The sequence below is a fragment of the Erwinia sp. QL-Z3 genome, assembly GCF_004551645.1.
Taxonomy (GTDB): Bacteria; Pseudomonadota; Gammaproteobacteria; order Enterobacterales; family Enterobacteriaceae; genus Erwinia; species Erwinia billingiae.
In genome coordinates, this window is the sequence record NZ_CP037950.1 from 3,477,283 (window position 1) to 3,493,984 (window position 16,702).

General features: G+C 54.4%; 20 protein-coding genes. 8 read left to right on the forward strand and 12 right to left on the reverse strand.

All coding sequences use genetic code 11. The features are described 5' to 3' along the window. Positions 1–243 precede the first annotated feature (243 nt). The gene (gene punC, locus E2F51_RS16830) at positions 244–1,434 is read right to left on the reverse strand and encodes a purine nucleoside transporter PunC (RefSeq protein ID WP_013201934.1); all 1,191 of its coding nucleotides are present in this window, start codon (positions 1,432–1,434) and stop codon (positions 244–246) included. Positions 1,435–1,547: 113 nt separating this feature from the next. Between punC and punR the strand changes: the two genes are divergently transcribed. Next, the gene (punR, locus tag E2F51_RS16835) at positions 1,548–2,459 is read left to right on the forward strand and encodes a DNA-binding transcriptional activator PunR (RefSeq protein ID WP_134824006.1); all 912 of its coding nucleotides are present in this window, start codon (positions 1,548–1,550) and stop codon (positions 2,457–2,459) included. A 48-nt stretch (positions 2,460–2,507) separates the two neighbouring features. On the opposite strand, the gene purR is transcribed toward punR, so the two are convergent. After that, positions 2,508–3,533 (reverse strand): HTH-type transcriptional repressor PurR, encoded by a 1,026-nt coding sequence (purR, locus tag E2F51_RS16840; protein ID WP_134824007.1) that lies wholly within the window; start codon positions 3,531–3,533, stop codon positions 2,508–2,510. A gap of 284 nt (positions 3,534–3,817) precedes the next feature. On the opposite strand from purR, the gene E2F51_RS16845 reads away from it, so the two are divergent. Then, a complete protein-coding gene (locus tag E2F51_RS16845; protein WP_041691995.1) occupies positions 3,818–3,907 on the forward strand; it encodes a YnhF family membrane protein in 90 nt (29 codons plus the stop codon). Between the two features lie 43 nt (positions 3,908–3,950). Here the strand turns inward: E2F51_RS16845 and E2F51_RS16850 are convergent, their stop codons facing one another. Then, on the reverse strand, positions 3,951–4,790 hold the full coding sequence (locus tag E2F51_RS16850; protein WP_134824008.1) for a C40 family peptidase: 840 nt from the start codon (positions 4,788–4,790) through the stop codon (positions 3,951–3,953). 372 nt (positions 4,791–5,162) lie between these two features. Here E2F51_RS16850 and E2F51_RS16855 point away from each other — a divergent pair, with 372 nt between their 5' ends. Continuing rightward, positions 5,163–5,501: a Grx4 family monothiol glutaredoxin gene (locus tag E2F51_RS16855; protein WP_013201938.1), complete on the forward strand. Its 339-nt coding sequence runs from the start codon at positions 5,163–5,165 to the stop codon at positions 5,499–5,501. Between the two features lie 53 nt (positions 5,502–5,554). Here E2F51_RS16855 and E2F51_RS16860 read toward each other — a convergent pair whose 3' ends face one another. From E2F51_RS16860 to E2F51_RS16880, 5 genes are all read right to left on the reverse strand, one after another. Next, positions 5,555–6,400, reverse strand: a complete 846-nt coding sequence (locus E2F51_RS16860; protein WP_134824009.1) for an NAD(P)-dependent oxidoreductase — start codon at positions 6,398–6,400, stop codon at positions 5,555–5,557. A gap of 48 nt (positions 6,401–6,448) precedes the next feature. Next, entirely contained in the window at positions 6,449–7,096 is a 648-nt protein-coding gene (rnt, locus tag E2F51_RS16865) for a ribonuclease T (RefSeq protein WP_013201940.1), read from the reverse strand. A gap of 105 nt (positions 7,097–7,201) precedes the next feature. Further along, positions 7,202–7,609 (reverse strand): lactoylglutathione lyase, encoded by a 408-nt coding sequence (gene gloA, locus E2F51_RS16870; protein WP_013201941.1) that lies wholly within the window; start codon positions 7,607–7,609, stop codon positions 7,202–7,204. A gap of 171 nt (positions 7,610–7,780) precedes the next feature. Beyond that, complete coding sequence (locus tag E2F51_RS16875; RefSeq protein ID WP_134824010.1) at positions 7,781–8,884, reverse strand: alkene reductase; 1,104 nt, start codon at positions 8,882–8,884, stop codon at positions 7,781–7,783. A 44-nt stretch (positions 8,885–8,928) separates the two neighbouring features. Continuing rightward, positions 8,929–9,522, reverse strand: coding sequence for a TetR/AcrR family transcriptional regulator (locus E2F51_RS16880; RefSeq protein ID WP_134824011.1), 594 nt, complete (start codon positions 9,520–9,522; stop codon positions 8,929–8,931). A 175-nt stretch (positions 9,523–9,697) separates the two neighbouring features. Here E2F51_RS16880 and E2F51_RS16885 point away from each other — a divergent pair, with 175 nt between their 5' ends. Continuing rightward, entirely contained in the window at positions 9,698–9,937 is a 240-nt protein-coding gene (locus tag E2F51_RS16885) for a DUF1289 domain-containing protein (RefSeq protein ID WP_134824012.1), read from the forward strand. 24 nt (positions 9,938–9,961) lie between these two features. On the opposite strand, the gene E2F51_RS16890 is transcribed toward E2F51_RS16885, so the two are convergent. The 3 genes from E2F51_RS16890 to E2F51_RS16900 are packed head-to-tail and all read right to left on the reverse strand — an operon-like array spanning position 9,962 to position 13,075. After that, a complete protein-coding gene (locus tag E2F51_RS16890; protein ID WP_134824013.1) occupies positions 9,962–11,980 on the reverse strand; it encodes an FUSC family protein in 2,019 nt (672 codons plus the stop codon). After that, positions 11,977–12,834 carry an HlyD family secretion protein gene (locus E2F51_RS16895; protein WP_134824014.1) on the reverse strand — a complete coding sequence of 286 codons (858 nt, stop codon included), beginning with the start codon at positions 12,832–12,834 and terminating at the stop codon, positions 11,977–11,979. The genes E2F51_RS16890 and E2F51_RS16895 overlap by 4 nt, the downstream gene beginning before the upstream one ends. Positions 12,835–12,838: 4 nt before the next feature. Next, positions 12,839–13,075: a DUF1656 domain-containing protein gene (locus tag E2F51_RS16900; protein WP_013201948.1), complete on the reverse strand. Its 237-nt coding sequence runs from the start codon at positions 13,073–13,075 to the stop codon at positions 12,839–12,841. A 146-nt stretch (positions 13,076–13,221) separates the two neighbouring features. On the opposite strand from E2F51_RS16900, the gene slyA reads away from it, so the two are divergent. Next, a complete protein-coding gene (gene slyA / locus E2F51_RS16905; RefSeq protein WP_041692287.1) occupies positions 13,222–13,659 on the forward strand; it encodes a transcriptional regulator SlyA in 438 nt (145 codons plus the stop codon). Between the two features lie 32 nt (positions 13,660–13,691). Here slyA and slyB read toward each other — a convergent pair whose 3' ends face one another. Beyond that, positions 13,692–14,159 carry an outer membrane lipoprotein SlyB gene (slyB, locus tag E2F51_RS16910; protein WP_013201950.1) on the reverse strand — a complete coding sequence of 156 codons (468 nt, stop codon included), beginning with the start codon at positions 14,157–14,159 and terminating at the stop codon, positions 13,692–13,694. Positions 14,160–14,437: 278 nt separating this feature from the next. Here slyB and anmK point away from each other — a divergent pair, with 278 nt between their 5' ends. The 3 genes from anmK to pdxH all read left to right on the forward strand — a co-directional run bounded on the left by anmK (position 14,438) and on the right by pdxH (position 16,614). Further along, on the forward strand, positions 14,438–15,559 hold the full coding sequence (gene anmK, locus E2F51_RS16915) for an anhydro-N-acetylmuramic acid kinase (protein WP_134824015.1): 1,122 nt from the start codon (positions 14,438–14,440) through the stop codon (positions 15,557–15,559). A gap of 21 nt (positions 15,560–15,580) precedes the next feature. After that, a complete protein-coding gene (locus E2F51_RS16920) occupies positions 15,581–15,892 on the forward strand; it encodes an MliC family protein (protein ID WP_013201952.1) in 312 nt (103 codons plus the stop codon). Between the two features lie 65 nt (positions 15,893–15,957). Beyond that, entirely contained in the window at positions 15,958–16,614 is a 657-nt protein-coding gene (gene pdxH / locus E2F51_RS16925) for a pyridoxamine 5'-phosphate oxidase (RefSeq protein WP_013201953.1), read from the forward strand. Positions 16,615–16,702: the final 88 nt, after the last annotated feature.

Sequence of the window (16,702 nt, forward strand, 5' to 3'; positions counted from 1 at the left end):
GGATTTGAGAACACGCACGGATAAACCGTACGCCTGATATCCGGCGTTACAGAGGATTGTTAAGAATAGTGCCTGCAGAGTTGCGCAACGAATGCCGCGCGGGATAACACCTTGACCACCCTGTCAGGACTCAAAAAATTGCGACGAACTTGTTATTTTGTGTTGCCTGAAATGAGTATATGCTCACGCCAGGCAATATTCAATTGTTTATTGTTAGGGTGCTAACCAATTACAATCAAGCTGTTAGCGACCGCTGTGCGCGTCCGCCAGAGCGAGCTTTTCCGCCTTCGCCCGTTGTAAAATATAGCCGATTCCTGCCAGAACAACAGTCGAGATCATCACCAGCGAGGTGGTGAACAGCGAAGTGCTGATAAATGTGGAAACAATCAGACTGGCGATGCAGCACAAACCCAGTTGCAGCGTGTTCTGCAGGGCAGCGGCTTTACCACTCGATTGCGGGAAAGGTAAGAGGGCATTCGACACGACAATCGGATAAATCGCACCGTTTGCTAACGCCATACCGCAGAACGGCAGCAATAACGCCACCATAGACGGATCTTCAATCTGCGCGGCGATAAAAAAAGCCACAATGCTGAGTGAATAGATTGCCAGTAACCAGGGCAGCAGGGAGCGGCCTTCAGTGTGTTTCAGCAACGTTCGGCAGCCGAATCCGCCAATCAAAAAGGCCAGCGTCTGAGGCACGTAGCTCAGCCCAATGTCACCGGGAGACATGCCAAGATCGCCGAGAATGAAGGGCGAACCGGTCAGCCAGGCGAAGAAGCTGGCTGAACAGGCGGCATAAATCAGCACGTTACCACTGTAAACCGGCGATTTTAACAGGCTGAAAAAGCCCATTTTCTTCACGCCATCCACCACCGGCTTCTTCACCGTTGGGGCGAGGAACAAGGTGGAAATCAGCAGCACCACTGCGACCAGCAACAGCGCGACAAAAATGGCGCGCCAGCTGAAATGGTTGAGTAACCAGGCGCCCAGTAACGGCGCGAGCGCAGGCGAGAGTGCCACTAACGGCATGATGGAGGCGAATACGCGATTTGCCTGGCTGGCGGAATAGCGGTCGACGACCAGTGCCTGCCAGCTGACTGCAGCAGCACAAATCCCCACCGCTTGCACAAAGCGCAACGCCAGCAGGGCCGCAGCAGAATCTACCCACCACATCGCGCCACAACTGACGGCGAACAGACTCAGACCCATCAACAGCACAGGCTTACGGCCAATACGATCCGACAACGGACCCCAAAACAGCTGGGCGATGGCAAAACCCGCCAGGAACAGGCTGAGGCTGGCGCTGATGATCCCGGCATCGGTTTGCAGGTCTTGTTGCATGGCACCAAAGGCAGGCAGGTACATATCGGTAGCGAGGAAACCTGCCACGCTTAACAGCGCCAGGTAAACAATAAATCCTTTCGAAGGCATTCTTTTGCTCTTTATTTGTGATGAACGAAACGCCGCAGAGTGTAATCGCGTGCCATACAGCTTGTGAAACGGTAATATTTGCAGGTTGCGTTCAAAAATATTGCAGGCAGATTATGTGGTCAGAACATTCCCTTGAAGTGGTTGATGCAGTTGCCCGCAGCGGCAGTTTTACCGCTGCCGCCGCAGAGCTCCATCGCGTACCCTCAGCCATCAGTTATACCGTGCGGCAGCTGGAAGAATGGCTTGCCGTGCCGTTGTTTGAGCGTCGCCACCGTGATGTGGTGCTGACCGATGCGGGACGAGTATTTATCCAGGAGGGCCGCAGTGTCATCAAAAAAATGCTCGCCACCCGACGGCAGTGCCAGCAGGTCGCTAACGGCTGGCGAGGGCAAATTAATATCGCCGTCGATCGCATCGTTAAATCTCAGCGCACCCGACAGCTGGTGGTCGACTTTTATCGGCACTTTCAGGATATGGAACTGCATCTGTCAGCAGAAGTTTTTAACGGCGTCTGGGATGCGTTGGCCGACGGGCGGGTGGATGTGGCCATCGGCGCGACACAGGCTATCCCGGTAGGTGGCCGCTTCGCCTTCCGCAATATGGGCGCGCTCAACTGGCGCTGTGTGGTTGCCGCGGATCATCCGCTGGCACGTCAGCACGCAGAAACCAGTGAAGAGGCCATTGGCGAATGGCCTTCACTGGTGCTGGAAGATACCTCAAGAGCCTTGCCGAAACGCACCACATGGACGCTGGATAATCAGCGGCGGCTGGTGGTGCCAGACTGGGAAAGCGCATTTGACTGCCTGCTGGCGGGCTTATGCGTGGGGATGGTACCGGGCCATCTGGCGCAACCGCTGCTGCAAAAAGGCGCTTTGCATGAATTGACGCTGGAAGGCGGATTTCCGGACAGTCCGTGCTGCGTGAGCTGGTCTGAGCAGCAGGCTTCACCGGCGCTGAGCTGGTTGCTGGATTATCTGGGTGACAGTGACACGCTGAACAGTGAATGGCTGAAGGAAGAGCCCTGAGCCAATTGGGTGTGCTGAGGGAGAATTCGCCCTCAGCACTGAGCGGGACTAGCGGCGGTAATCCAGGAAGGGACCATCGGCAACCGAACGGCGTTCGATCAACGTAGGATGTACTTCAATCGTCTGCGGTTCTTCACGCTTGCTAGTGATACGATCTAACAGCATATCGAAGGCGGTTTCGCCCAGCTGTTCTTTTGGCTGGTGAACCGTGGTCAGCGCCGGAGTGAAGTAGCGGGCGTTGCGCACGTTATCGTACCCGATCACCGATATATCCTGCGGAACGCGCAGACCCATCTCATCAGCCGCACAAATTGCGCCCATCGCCATCACATCGCCACCGCAGAACACCGCCGTTGGACGCTGCTTCTGCGAGAGGATTTGCTGCATCGCCTGGTGACCTGATTCAGGTTCGAAATTGCCCTGAACCAGCCACTCGTCACGCAAGGTAATCCCCGCTTCAGACAATGCTTTCATAAATCCGGAAAGACGGCCACCGCCGGTGTTGCGCTCCATCTGACCCGGGATGACACCAATATCTCGATGCCCACGGTCGATCAGATAACGGCCAGCCAGATAACCGCCTTCAAAGGCGTTGTCTTCTACCGTATCGGTAAAGTCACCGCGCGATTTGCCCCAGTCCATCACCACCATCGGAATATTGCGGTTATCTTCCAGCATGGTGATCAGCTCGTCCGGGTATTCGGAACACATCACCAGCAGGCCATCCACGCGTTTCTGCGCCATCATCGACAGATAGGCCTGCTGCTTGGCAAGATCATTGTGGGCGTTACCGAGGATCAGCGTGTAGCCTTTGGCAAAACAGCGGTTTTCAATGGCTTCAATAATTTCGGCGAAATAGGGCGCCTCGCTCGAAGTAGCCAGCAGCCCGATGGTTTTGGTGTGATTCACCTTCAGACTACGGGCAACCGCGCTGGGTGAATAGTGGAGCGCCTTAATGGCGGCCCACACGGCTTCCCGCGTTTCTTCTGCAACGAAACGGGTCTTGTTGATGACGTGGGAGACGGTGGTGGTGGACACCCCGGCCTGCTTTGCCACATCTTTGATTGTTGCCATGAAATAACTACTCCTGCGCCTATCTTAACTGTTTGATAAGCCTGTTGTTAATCGTTTGCCTGGTGAGATCGAAAACCTGACGTCTGAAGTCGTTTTTTAGTTGCTGTCCGGAGTCGTCAGGAAGGAAAAAGCGCTGATTAAAGACCGCTAAACACCTTAAGGTGCGGGCCGTTGCGCAACAAAAAAAGAATTCTAACAAGGCTTGGCAGAGAAAACGAGATTTTTACCGTCAAGTATGGGAAAATTGATGGCATCATAAACTGTAGGGCTATTTAGGATTAAAAATGGATACCGATCTGAAGTTCTCGTTACTGACCACGGTTTGCGCACTGTTGATGATTATGGCGTTTAGCTTCACCGCGATCATGCATTAAGTGCAAACAGGGCCGGTCTGACGATCGGCTCTGAGTATTTCCGCTATCGAATGGTTTTTGGCGTCATCATCCGGCGGGCACCAATATAGTGGCGCTGCCAGTAATCATCTGCCAGAGCGCTGACCTGAATATCCTTGCCAGTACGTGGCGACTGAATAAACTTCCCACCACCTAAATACACGCCAACATGATCTGCCGTCTCGCGCCCGTTAATGCGGAAGAAGACTAAATCGCCTTTCTCCAGCTCATCACGTTTTATCGAAGCCGCATCATGCAGGTGATACATCTCATTCGCCGTGCGCGGGATTTTAAACTTCACTAAATCTTTGTAGGCATACCACACCAGGCCGCTGCAATCGAAGCCGGTTTTAGGCGACGTTCCGCCCCATTGGTAAGGTTTACCCAGCTGGCCCATCAGTTTTGTCATCGCGGTTTCACGGGCTTTTTGATAGCGGGCGCGGTGAGCTTTGCTTAACTTTAATGGCGCAGAAACAGAGTCTGACGTCAGCTCTTCAGCAGTATCGACAACCTTGCCACGATGGCGGCCATAGCGTTTTTTTCCGGCGTTTAAGGTGGTTTTCTTTTTGTATTTGCTGGAGTGCGACGGGGCAGTCTGAACAGAGGCGGTTTGCAGCGAAGGTTTCTTTTTAAGCTTCAACTTCTGTACTGAGGTTAAGCGAGATTTTTTGCTGGTGGATTCTTTAACTTTTTTGGTGCTGTTGGCTTTAACCGGTCGGCGTTTACGTCGCTCATCCTCTCGGGCAGGCGTGCCGCTATCTGCCTTATGATGATTTGCATTAATAGGGGCATGTGGCGATGCGTGCGCCATATTGAAAAACAGCTGGGCAAAGGCCAGCATGAAGAGCGTGATAAGTAAACGCATCGTTACCATTAACAGTTTGTGCTACGACCAGAGGCCACAGCTTGCCAGAAACAGGGAGTTCTGCCTTTCAGCAGCGTCATTTTGCAATTCTAATCTAACTCATTAACAAAAGGTAAGGTCTTTTTTGTTTCAATGATACAGAGCAAGTAAAAACTGTAAAAATTAGCCAAATCAGCTGTTTATCTGCGCAAAACCTGTGCTTTTCTCATGCATTAATCCAGCGAAAGCAATAGGAAAATGTTATTTTAACGCTATCGCCTGCACGCTGGCGGCTCTGAGGGCGTGCCCAACTGTTAAAAAATGTCGTTTTCATCGGGCCCGCAGAGTCGCTACAATAAATAGACACGAAGTATCCGATTAAGGAAGCCATTTATGAGTACTATTGAAAAAATTGAGCGCCAGATAGCAGAAAACCCGATTCTGCTGTACATGAAAGGCTCACCAAAACTGCCAAGCTGTGGCTTCTCTGCCCAGGCCGTTCAGGCACTTTCAGCCTGTGGCGAGCGTTTTGCCTACGTCGATATTCTGCTGAACCCAGAAATTCGTGCTGAGCTGCCTAAATACGCCAACTGGCCAACCTTCCCACAACTGTGGATTGACGGTGAACTGGTCGGCGGTTGCGACATCATTATTCAGATGTACCAGCAGGGTGAACTGCAGCAGCTGATTAAAGATACCGCGCAAAAATACCCTTCTGACGCCGCTGAATAAGCCCGTCAGAAGCAGAAAAGGCAGGCGTGATCAGCGCCTGCCTTTTTTTATGCTTATTTTTGCTGCTGCAGAAAAGCGTTAAGCAGATCGGTGAAATCTCCGCCTTGTTGCTGATCCTCAGCCATCTGACGGCAGAAGGTGGCAAGGGCGTGAAAAAGCGGCTCGCCGGGCAATTCGCGGCCATTTAACGTCGCAATCTCTTCCATTTCTGGCGCCCAGCGCCAGGCCTTGCTGTACATATCCGGAATAGCCTTGCGCAAACGCGCCAGCAGTGCCGGCTGGCTCGCCTCCATTTCCTCAAGCAGTGCTCCGGCAGCGCCCACCCGACTGGCGTTAATCAGCATCAGCGCAGACAGCAAGGTGATGCCTTTATTGATCCCGGCGTAGGACATTTTTAACGCCGACGCCGCGCCAGTCTGCGCCTGCATGATTTTGACCCGCAATCCGAACCTCTCCAGTTCCGCCAGAGAGTCAGCCCGATCGCCCGCAAACCAAAATTGCGGACTTTCATCTTCAGGGGACGCCGGCGGCAGACCGATAATCGCGCCATCGACAAACCCCGCGCCGGTAGGCGCAATCGTTGCGGCAACCCGTTTCAGGGTATCTTCACCGATGGCATTGCAGTCGACATAAAGGGGTTTGGTCTGGGCAGCACTCAGCAGAGGAGCCAGAAACTCCGCCAGCGTCACCGCTGAGGCGGGAGGGACGATAGAGAGGATGACATCGGCGCGCATCAATTCTTCCGCACTGACCGGCGTCATCCCAGCCTGTTTAGCGCGTTCAGCTGTTGCCTGGGAACGACCTTCGATTAAGGTCAGCACTTCAAGATGATGGTGGGTGAGCAGCCCGGCAATGGCAGATCCCATGGCACCGGGCGCAACGACAGCAATTGTTTTCATTCAGCATCTCCACATTAGGTCAGCAGAGTATGGCTGAAAGTTAGCAGGCTAGCTTTCTTCTGCGATCGGCAGCGGCCAGCCACCGAGGCGTTTCCAGCGGTTTACCAGTTCACAGAACAGGTCGGCAGTCTGCACGGTATCGTACAGCGCGGAGTGTGCCTGGCTGCTGTCAAAGGCCATTCCCGCAGCGGCGCAGGCTTTGGCCAACACGGTTTGACCCAGCACCAGTCCGCTCAGTGCCGCCGTATCGAAGGTCACGAAGGGGTGGAACGGGTTGCGCTTTAACCCTGCACGGTCAGCAGCGGCATTGGTGAAATTAAGGTCGAAGGTGGCATTGTGGGCCACCATAATGGCGCGATTGCAGCCGTGATCCTTAATCCCTTTGCGCACCAGTTTAAAAATGGCATGCAGGGCATCATATTCACTCACCGCACCGCGCAGCGGATTCGACGGATCGATACCGTTAAAAGCCAATGCTTCAGGTTGCAGAATGGAACCTTCAAACGGCTCAACGTGGAAATGGAGCGTTTCGTCCTTCTCCAGCCAGCCATTCTCATCCATTTTCAGGGTGACGGCGGCTATTTCCAGTAATGCGTTGGTCTTCGCATCAAAACCGGCGGTTTCCACATCAATTACTACCGGATAAAAACCGCGAAAACGGCTGCTGAGGGCGTTCAGTTCGTTCGATTCAGACATCAGGATCTCATTGGCGAAAAAATGCAGCGCGCATTATGGCAAATTTCACCACGAGATGCAGCAGGGGAAGGGGGAAGAAGGGTGCCATTATGGCACCCCGGAACATTAATCACCCAGGCCGTGGCCAGCGTGCTTGTTCTCAATCAGTTCAATTTTGTAGCCGTCCGGATCTTCTACAAAGGCGATGATGGTGGTGCCGCCTTTAACCGGGCCAGCTTCACGGGTTACGTTACCGCCATCATTGCGAATGCGATCGCAGGTCGCTGCAACATCATCAACGCCCAGCGCGACGTGGCCGTAAGCGTCGCCCAGGTTGTAGCTGTCTACGCCCCAGTTGTAAGTCAGTTCGATAACAGCGCCTTCGCTCTCATCGGTGTAACCCACAAACGCCAGAGTGTATTTATATTCGGTGTTTTCACTGGTACGCAGTAGGCGCATACCCAGCACTTTGGTATAAAAATCAACGGAACGCTGCAGATCGCCAACGCGAAGCATGGTGTGAAGTAAGCGCATAACATCCTCTTGGTGTAAAACGTCATCATCCGATAACGGGGAAAAAATAAGTATAGCGACGATTTGCCCGCAGGGTAATCAGAAGGCTCTGTCTGCCGGGAAATTCATCAACTTGCGGTGATAAAAGAAAAGGCCGCGCTCAGCGCAGCCTGTTTATCACGTAATCGGGTATCAGCCCGCGAGGGTTGGGTAGTCGGTATAACCTTCCGCGCCACCGCCGTAGAACAGCTCAGGGCGAGGATCGTTCAGCGGGGCATTTTCACGCAGACGCTCAACCAGATCCGGGTTAGCGATGTACACGCGGCCAAAGGCAGCGGCATCAATCAGCCCTTTTTCGATCAGGTCTTCGGCTTTATCCGCCGTGTAGGCACCTGCACCAACAATGACGCCGGGATACACCGCGCGAATCGCTTTACGGAAGGCTTCGCTGTACGGCTTGCCACCGGCCCAGTCGGGCTCGGAGATATGCAGATAGGCCAGGTTACGTTTAGCCAGTTCAGCGATGTAATACAGCGCTGCAGCTTCCTGATCTTCACCGTTATCCAGGCCGTTGAATGGGCCCAGCGGAGAAATACGGATACCAATACGATCCGCGCTCCAGCCTGCGATCGCGGCATCAACCACTTCCAGCGCAAAGCGGGTGCGGTTCTCAACGCTGCCGCCATAGATATCGTTACGCTGGTTGGAGGCCGGGGACAGGAACTGGTGGATTAAGTAACCGTGTGCAGAGTGCAGTTCAACCAGATCGAAATCCGCTTCACGGGCATTCTCCACCGCCTTGCGGAAATCAGCGACGACGCCCGCAATCTCATCCAGCTCAAGTGCACGCGGTGTGGACGTCGCTTCACGGATAGCCTGACCTTGCTCATCACGCAACGAGGTACGGGTTTCTGCATTGATAGCCGAAGAGGAGATCGGCGCTTTGCCTTCTGGCTGCACGCTGGTATGCGAAATACGGCCGGTGTGCCACAGCTGTACTGCGCTGTGACCGCCATCCTGGTGGATCCCGGCGTTAATCGCTTTCCAGGCAGCAATCTGTTCGGAAGAGTGCAGACCAGGCGCACCGGCATAGCCTTTGGCCTGGGCAGAAATTTGGGTTGCTTCAGAGATGATCAGTCCGGAACTGGCGCGTTGGCGATAGTATTCGCCCATTAACGGCGTTGGGACATCACCCGGTTCAATGCTACGCAGGCGAGTCAGTGGCGCCATAAATACGCGGTTCGGAACGGTGATCGCACCCAATTTTAACGGGGTAAACAGCTTCTTCAATTCCATTACTTACTCCTGGTAGACCGGTCGACTAGTCATGGTGTTTTTTTTTAATGTGGTTCTGGCAGCATCCGCGTCATCTCCTGCCACGCATTCACCAGCGGCGAACTGTCACGGGAGATTTTACTTTGCAGACTGGCACCCAGCCACAGCATATAAAGATTCTGTGCGCAGGCTTCAGAGGCGTTCACTGGCAGCAGTGTACCTTGTTGCACTGCACGTTCAACTGCCTGCGTTAGCGTGGCAATCAGCGCCTTTGAACCAGCATTCAGCGCGATGCGCATGGATTCTGACAGATCGCACACTTCGGCTGACAGCTTTACTGATAAGCAACCTGCGAAGGCACTTTCCTGACAGAAAGTATTCAACGATTGCTGATAATAGTCGAGGATGCGTTGGCGTTGATTGCCCTGATGATCATCCAGAAACGCCTGAAGACGTTGATGATAAACGGCAAAATAACGTTCAAGCATCGCTACTCCAAACGCCTCTTTTGAGGGGAAGTAGTGATAAAACGATCCTTTTGGCACTTCCGCCACTTTCAACAGCTCGATCAATCCCATGCCATTGAAGCCGCGCTGAACGCACAACTGTTCTCCGGTAAGCAGGATATGTTCTCGGGTGTCGGATCGAATCGTTTTCATGGCGCACAGAGTAACAGACCGATCGGTCTGTTACAAATCGGCCGGGTTCCGCCCGGCACAAACTGCTCATCTCAGCACCAGGGTGTGTGGGTAGTGGATAAAAAAACGGCGCTCAGACTTGCAGACAACCGATAACCGATCTTCAATAGAGGCATTGCATCCATCAGGAGGGGCAGTGGCAGAACAACTTGAGTTTTTCCCGGTGCCAAGTCCATGTCGGGGGATTTGCCAGTCAGACCAGCGCGGATATTGTCGCGGTTGCCTGCGCAGTCGTGACGAGCGATTCAACTGGATGAAGTTTACCGATGCGCAAAAGCGGGAGGTTATTCGCCTCTGCCGCCAGCGTTTCCTGCGCCTGCAACGGGCCGGGAAAGTGGAACTGCCGGAAGAACCCGAGCAGCCGACGCTGTTTTAGGTCGGGACTCACCAAGCCGATGTCTTACGCAGGCGCGCGCGCGCCTTCTGGCAGCGCCTGCTGAAGTTGCGATAGCGAACAGAACAACCGCCAGATAATCCCCGCCAGCTCCGTTTCCCGCGCTCCGCCTTCCGCCGCTAACGACGTCACCATCGCCTGCAATTCATCCAGCGTTTCAGTCAATGAACCGTGATGAACGCCACGCTCGCTGATAATTTGATGGAGATCGCGCAGGGTGGCATCGCGCATGGTCAGCAATGTCGGGGAATCGGAATCCCATTCCCGCAGTTGCCAGACGATATGCGAACAGTTGAGCAACACCACACCCCAGCGTAACAGCCATAGCCTGGCCTGATCGTCCCGGCTGCTGTTCAGCTGATTGATGCGGTGATAAATCAACGATTCGAAACTGCTCTGACTGAGGTGGGGACGGCGGCTAAGCTGGTCAAGAAATTCCCGACGCAGTGCGCGGATATGCCGGCGGCTGCGGCGCTTATCAGAACTGGGACGCAGGATCTGGAACGCCAGCCAGGCCAGCATCACGCCGCACACCTTGGCGATATTGTCATTCAGGAAAGACTGATAGTCGTAGGTAGGCGGATTAGTGACGGCGAGGAAAGAGCCGCCAAATACAATCAGCTGTGCCCACAGGCTGGCCCGTTTCTTTTGCTGCAACTTAAACAGCTGCAGCGTGATCAGCAACGGGAACAGGAATATCAAAAACTGCCACAGCACGCTGACCTGCACCATCAGACCAAATTTGATGATAAAGCTGAACACGGACAACAGCATCAACGTTTTTAACAGTAAGGAAACGCTGTTGGTCGGCGAAGGCACCGACGAGTAAAGCACACAGCTGATCGCCGCTAAGGTGATGGCGGCATCCCCGGAATCCCACTGCGTTGTGAGGGTAAACGCGCACCCGATCATGATGACCACGAAGGTTCTCAGTGCACTCCAGCTGGCTTCAGCGCTGTCGGTATTGCGGGCAAGGGCAGGGACAGCAGGCGGCGACAGGCTGGTGTCGGCATCTGCCCGTTCAAATAATCGCAGCCAGCGGCTGATATTCAGGTACATCCAGCAGAAGTAGCGCAAGCGGTGCCAGAAAGCCTGATGGCGGTAATCGCCTTTATCGCCTGGCGCCGCCGCGCTAAGGATCTGCGCGAGGCGGTATTTACTGCAGTCACTTTTTGCCAGCTCGTTAAGTAATTCATGCATTGCGGTAAACAGCACGTCTGGCGGATCGGGCCAGTTCAACAGCATGCGCCGCAGGCTGGAGATCACGCTGGTCATGCGCAGCTGCTGGTGCAGCACGTAATTAAGCACGTTGTTCTGTCGCCGGAAGCGGTAATGGCTCCAGAACGCCTGAATGCGCAGCAAATTCATGGTCAGGATTTGGCTGATCACACTTTCGTGGGCACTGCGCACATTGTCCGTGGTTTCCTTTTGCAGCAGTAATCCGGCATGTTCCAGCAGCCTGGTGTGCATTTCGTTCAATGACTTAATCAGCGCATCGCCGTCTGAGGTGCTGGGCAGCACCATCATCATCAGCCCGCCGCACAAAATGCCGGAGATCACCTCGCACACCCTGGCCTGGGTGATATCCCACAGATCGTTGATGTCGGTGATATTCACCGTAGTGAAGGCAATGATGGCGGCGGTGTAGCCCGCCAGCGAGAAGGCATAGGCGACGTTATTTTGATAATGGTTGGCAATCCAGGTACAAAGCGCCAGCCAGGCGGACATCGCCAGCGCAAACAGCCAGGGCTCATTCAAGGTGTGACCGGCAATCAGTAACGCGGCGCTGGCACCCAGCAGGCTGCCGGCAATACGCCCAAGGCTTTTACTGATCACGCCACCGACGGTAGGAAAGCTGACCACCGCGGCGGAGGTCATTGCCCAGTAGGGTTCATCGAGCTGCAGACCATAAGCTATGCTCAGCGCCAGACACATGGCGATGGCGTTACGTAAGGCGTAGCGCCACTGACCGCCGGTGGCTTTTATCCACGGCAGATTCTGCCATTCCAGCCAGCTCAGGTTCATGGCTGAACAGAAACGGTGCAGGTGGTGCCAGCGACCAGCGGCAGATCTTTCGGAACGTCAGTCAGGAGGATACGCACCGGCACGCGCTGCGCGAGGCGCACCCAGGGAACGTTAGGTTTGATATCGGGCACCAGGCCGCTGTCTGTCTCCACGCTCTGGTCATAGATTGCGCGACCAATACTTTCGACTTCGCCCTGCAGTTCGCGATCGTCGCTATACAGCCGGATAGAGGCTTTGTAGCCCGGACGAATATGACGCAGCTTGGTTTCTTCGAAGTAGCCCATGACATAGAACGAGTGGCTGTCGACCAGCGCGAAGACCGGCGTACCGCTGGTGGCATAATTGCCCGGGCGGATCACCAGATTGCTGATCCAGCCATCTGTCGGCGCGGTAATCTGGGTCTGTGACAGGTTCCAGTTGGCCTGATCCAGCTCTGCCTGAGCGGCTTTGGCTGCGGCATCCATTCCTTTAGCCGTGAGGTTGGCGGCATCCAGGTCTTCGGCGGAAATGACATTGCGCGGCAGACTCTGGCGACGACGGGCCTCATGCTGCGCTTTGACTAAGTCAGATTGCGCCTTTGCTAATTGAGATTGAGCATTTAACACGGCAATGCGAAAGGGTTCATCATCCAGCACTAAGAGTTTGGTGCCTTTGGTAACGAACTGGTTATCTTTCACCAGCAGTTGCTCAATGCGGCCAGACACCTGCGGCGTAATGTTCACCAGTTCGGCGCGGACTTTACCGTCTCGTGTCCAGGGCGACTGCATATAGTAGTTCCACAGCCACCAGCCGGCGAGCAGGGCAGCAGCAAAGAAAATAACCGTGGAAAAATATTTTAAGGTGCTGAATTTCATGCGATCACCAGGAGATAAGCAGCCACAGCGAAGCGCTGACGCAGAGAATAAAAAGGGAGAGGTCTAACAGCGTGGGATGCCAGATTTCGCCTGAATAGATCCAGCCTCGCAGCAGCGGATGGAGCAGCAGCCAGATGAAAAAGCCCAGCAGCACGGCCTTAAACAGCGGTGGAAAATAGACCGAAGCACCGAACACTAAATCGGTTAGCGGTGATGGAGATGAAAAATGTGCGTTATCCACGGAAGAAATCCTTCTTGCCTGGCCGTTAACGGCGCCGGGTAATCAATACGTTTCATGACGGATGAATTTGTATTTTGTCCTGTAAACTCGCAGAATAGTCTAAAATGAGGCTTAATAGCTAGCAAGCTAATTATAAGGAGATGAAATTGGATACCCCTTTAGGATCAGACCTCTCGCGATTGGTGCGTATCTGGCGGTCATTGATTGACCAACGCCTTAAACCACTGGAACTGACACAGACACACTGGGTAACGCTGCACAACATACACCAGTTGCCACCGGATCAGTCTCAGATCCAACTGGCCAAAGCGATTGGCATCGAGCAACCTTCGCTGGTCCGCACGCTGGATCAGCTGGAAGAGAAGGGGCTGATTACCCGCACAACCTGCGCAAGCGACCGTCGTGCGAAGCGTATCAAACTGACGGTGGAAGCAGCGCCGGTTATCACTCAGGTTGAGCATGTGATTGATGCGACCCGTGATGATATTTTGTCTGGCATCTCACAAAGCGAGATAGACAAGATGGTGACGTTGATTGCCCGTCTGGAAAAGAACATTCTCGAACTGCAAAATCGGGATGAATAAAAAAACCGGCAATTGCCGGTTTTTTTTTTCACTTAGCGTGGTGAAACGGTGACCTGGCTACCATTTGACGCCATGGTCACACGCTGACCAACAGCATAACGGCTGGCCGCTTGTTTCTGAACCACCATGATGGTGTTGCCATCATCCTTACGGATTTCCAGCTCCACACCCTGCGATTTATTGACCGCGCCCTGCACGCCCTGACCCGCAACGCCACCGGCAACAGCACCTGCGGCAGTCGCCAGACTGCGACCCGTACCGCCACCCAGCGTATTACCGAGGAAGCCACCGAGCACGGCACCGCCGATTGCGCCGATCACATTACTGTCATCACCGCCCTGGATTTGTACCGGACGTACGGAAACCAGCGTACCGTATGTAACGTTCTGCACCTGCTTGGCTTCTGAGGCGCTGTAAACATCGCCAGAAAGCGTGTCAGTATTGGTGCATCCTGCCAAAGTCACGCCGGTCAGTGCCACGATTAATAAGCGCTTTATCATCGTTAAAACTCCTTAGTTATCCATTAGCTGCCGTCAGCTGTGCAGCGATCAATAGGGTAATTATATGTTACGAGCCGAAGATTCGGGGAAAAAAACTGCTGAGGTAAGTGTACCGCAGCACGAATAAACCCTGACTCAATCAGCTGCAAAATTGACTCAACCACGCCAGAAAACGCTACAGGCTCCAAAAATGGCTAGTTAATCATAGAATTGCCTGGTTAATTTTGCGAGGCTATAAGCAGGATCCTTTTTACACCTAAAGCAGGTAAGGCGAAACCATGAGATCAGGACGTTATATCGGCGTTATGTCCGGAACCAGCCTGGATGGCATTGACGTGGTGCTGGCGGCGATAGATGAGCGGATGGTGGCGCAGCAGGCCAGCTATTGTCATCCGCTGCCTGCCGCCTTGCGCCAGGCAATTTTATCCATCTGCCAGGGGCAGTCGTTAACCCTGTCACAGCTTGGCCAGATCGATACGCAGTTGGGCAGGGTATTTGCCGAAGCGGTTCAAACCCTCATCCAGCGTGAAGGGTTAGAGCGTGAGGACATCACCGCCATTGGTTGCCATGGACAGACCGTCTGGCACGAACCGCAGGGCGAGGCGCCAAACACGCTGCAAATTGGCGATAATAACCAGATTGTTGCCGCCACCGGGATCACCGTGGTGGGCGACTTCCGCCGTCGCGATATGGCCTTAGGCGGACAGGGCGCACCGCTGGTTCCCGCCTTCCACCAGGCGATCCTGATGCATCCCGAAGAGCGTCGGATGGTGCTGAACATTGGCGGTATCGCCAATCTGTCTCTGCTGATCCCCGGCAAGCCCATCGGCGGCTACGATACCGGCCCGGGCAATATGCTGCTTGATGCGTGGATCTGGCGCCATCAGCAAAAAAGCTACGATAAAGACGGTGAATGGGGTGGTCAGGGCAGCGTGGTGATGCCGCTGTTGCAACAGATGCTGGCCGATCCGTGGTTTGCGTTGCCGGCCCCGAAATCCACCGGCCGTGAGTATTTCAATATGAGCTGGGTAGAACAACAGCTCTCACTGTTCCCGGGTCTGCAACCGCAGGATGTTCAGGCCACGCTGGTGGAACTGACGGCCACCACCATTGCCGAACAGGTGATGCTGAGTGGCGGCTGTGAACGATTGTTGGTCTGCGGCGGCGGCAGCCGCAACCTGTTGCTGATGTCCCGACTGGGATCTTTGCTGCCGGGAACCGAAGTGGGCACCACCGATGAAGCCGGGATCAGCGGCGATGATATGGAAGCACTGGCGTTTGCCTGGCTGGCCTATCGCACGCTTTCAGGTCTGCCCGGCAATTTACCGTCCGTTACGGGTGCCAGAGAAGCCTCGGTGCTTGGGGCGATCTATCCGGCTAATCCAAGCCATTACCGCTAAACACTGTCCACCGGAGAGAAAATGAAACGCATTTTGTTAGTCACCACCGCGGCGTTGTTGTCAGGCTGCAGCTATTTCCACGCTGAGCCGGAACAACTGAAAACCCTGCATTACACCTGCGGCACCTTACCGTTAACGGTTAGCCTTGATAATGCCCGCCAGGAGGTTAACCTTATCCTTGACGGCAATCCGCTGACCTTAAAACAGCAGGAGGCCGCTTCCGGCACGCGCTACAGTGACGGGAAATATGTTTTCTGGTCGAAAGGTGACGGCGCATTTATCGAGCGTAACGATAAAATCATCATCAATGACTGTCGCCTGGACGCCAGTTAAGCCGTTGAAACCCATTGGGATCGGGCGCACAATGTGCCATCCCCCTGTCAGCAGAAGCCTGAGCGATGAACGAGAGTGATAACCTGCAGCAGATTGCCCATCTGCGCCGTGAATATACCCGTGGCGGCCTGCGCCGTAACGATCTGCCTGCCGATCCGCTGGCGCTGTTTGAACACTGGCTGGGCCAGGCGGTGGACGCCCAGCTGCCGGATCCGACGGCGATGAGCGTGGCTACCGTTGACGAGCACGGCCAGCCTTATCAGCGCATCGTGCTTTTAAAGCATTTCGACCCGCGCGGCATGGTGTTCTACACCAACCTCGGCAGCCGGAAAGCGCATCATCTGGAAGCCAATCCGCGCATCAGCCTGCTGTTTCCCTGGCACATGCTGGAGCGGCAGGTGATGGTGCTCGGCACGGTGGAAAAGCTGTCGATGATTGAGGTGTTGAAATACTTCCACAGCCGTCCGCGTGAAAGCCAGATTGGTGCCTGGGTGTCAAAACAGTCCAGCCGCATTTCTGCCCGTGGCGTGCTGGAAGGCAAATTCCTCGAGCTGAAGCAAAAGTTCCAGCAGGGCGAAGTCCCCTTGCCGAGCTTTTGGGGCGGATACCGCATCAAAATTGACTCGATGGAGTTCTGGCAGGGCGGTGAACATCGCCTCCATGACCGTTTTTTCTACCAGCGTGATGCTGACGGCTGGAAAATCGACCGACTCGCCCCGTAATTCCGCGAAATAATCCCGTTAAGCGCTGGCACAGAGTGCGTCAGCGCTTTATTCTATATGCCTTATTTTTTCTTCCGCGAGTCAGCGG

Excerpts from the sequence above, each read along its gene's own strand:
- punC (WP_013201934.1), bottom strand. The coding sequence starts at position 1,434 with ATGCCTTCGAAAGGATTTATTGTTTACCTGGCGCTGTTAAGCGTGGCA.
- punR (WP_134824006.1), top strand. The coding sequence starts at position 1,548 with ATGTGGTCAGAACATTCCCTTGAAGTGGTTGATGCAGTTGCCCGCAGC.
- purR (WP_134824007.1), bottom strand. The coding sequence starts at position 3,533 with ATGGCAACAATCAAAGATGTGGCAAAGCAGGCCGGGGTGTCCACCACC.
- E2F51_RS16845 (WP_041691995.1), top strand. The coding sequence starts at position 3,818 with ATGGATACCGATCTGAAGTTCTCGTTACTGACCACGGTTTGCGCACTG.
- E2F51_RS16850 (WP_134824008.1), bottom strand. The coding sequence starts at position 4,790 with ATGCGTTTACTTATCACGCTCTTCATGCTGGCCTTTGCCCAGCTGTTT.
- E2F51_RS16855 (WP_013201938.1), top strand. The coding sequence starts at position 5,163 with ATGAGTACTATTGAAAAAATTGAGCGCCAGATAGCAGAAAACCCGATT.
- E2F51_RS16860 (WP_134824009.1), bottom strand. The coding sequence starts at position 6,400 with ATGAAAACAATTGCTGTCGTTGCGCCCGGTGCCATGGGATCTGCCATT.
- rnt (WP_013201940.1), bottom strand. The coding sequence starts at position 7,096 with ATGTCTGAATCGAACGAACTGAACGCCCTCAGCAGCCGTTTTCGCGGT.
- gloA (WP_013201941.1), bottom strand. The coding sequence starts at position 7,609 with ATGCGCTTACTTCACACCATGCTTCGCGTTGGCGATCTGCAGCGTTCC.
- E2F51_RS16875 (WP_134824010.1), bottom strand. The coding sequence starts at position 8,884 with ATGGAATTGAAGAAGCTGTTTACCCCGTTAAAATTGGGTGCGATCACC.
- E2F51_RS16880 (WP_134824011.1), bottom strand. The coding sequence starts at position 9,522 with ATGAAAACGATTCGATCCGACACCCGAGAACATATCCTGCTTACCGGA.
- E2F51_RS16890 (WP_134824013.1), bottom strand. The coding sequence starts at position 11,980 with ATGAACCTGAGCTGGCTGGAATGGCAGAATCTGCCGTGGATAAAAGCC.
- E2F51_RS16895 (WP_134824014.1), bottom strand. The coding sequence starts at position 12,834 with ATGAAATTCAGCACCTTAAAATATTTTTCCACGGTTATTTTCTTTGCT.
- slyB (WP_013201950.1), bottom strand. The coding sequence starts at position 14,159 with ATGATAAAGCGCTTATTAATCGTGGCACTGACCGGCGTGACTTTGGCA.
- anmK (WP_134824015.1), top strand. The coding sequence starts at position 14,438 with ATGAGATCAGGACGTTATATCGGCGTTATGTCCGGAACCAGCCTGGAT.
- E2F51_RS16920 (WP_013201952.1), top strand. The coding sequence starts at position 15,581 with ATGAAACGCATTTTGTTAGTCACCACCGCGGCGTTGTTGTCAGGCTGC.
- pdxH (WP_013201953.1), top strand. The coding sequence starts at position 15,958 with ATGAACGAGAGTGATAACCTGCAGCAGATTGCCCATCTGCGCCGTGAA.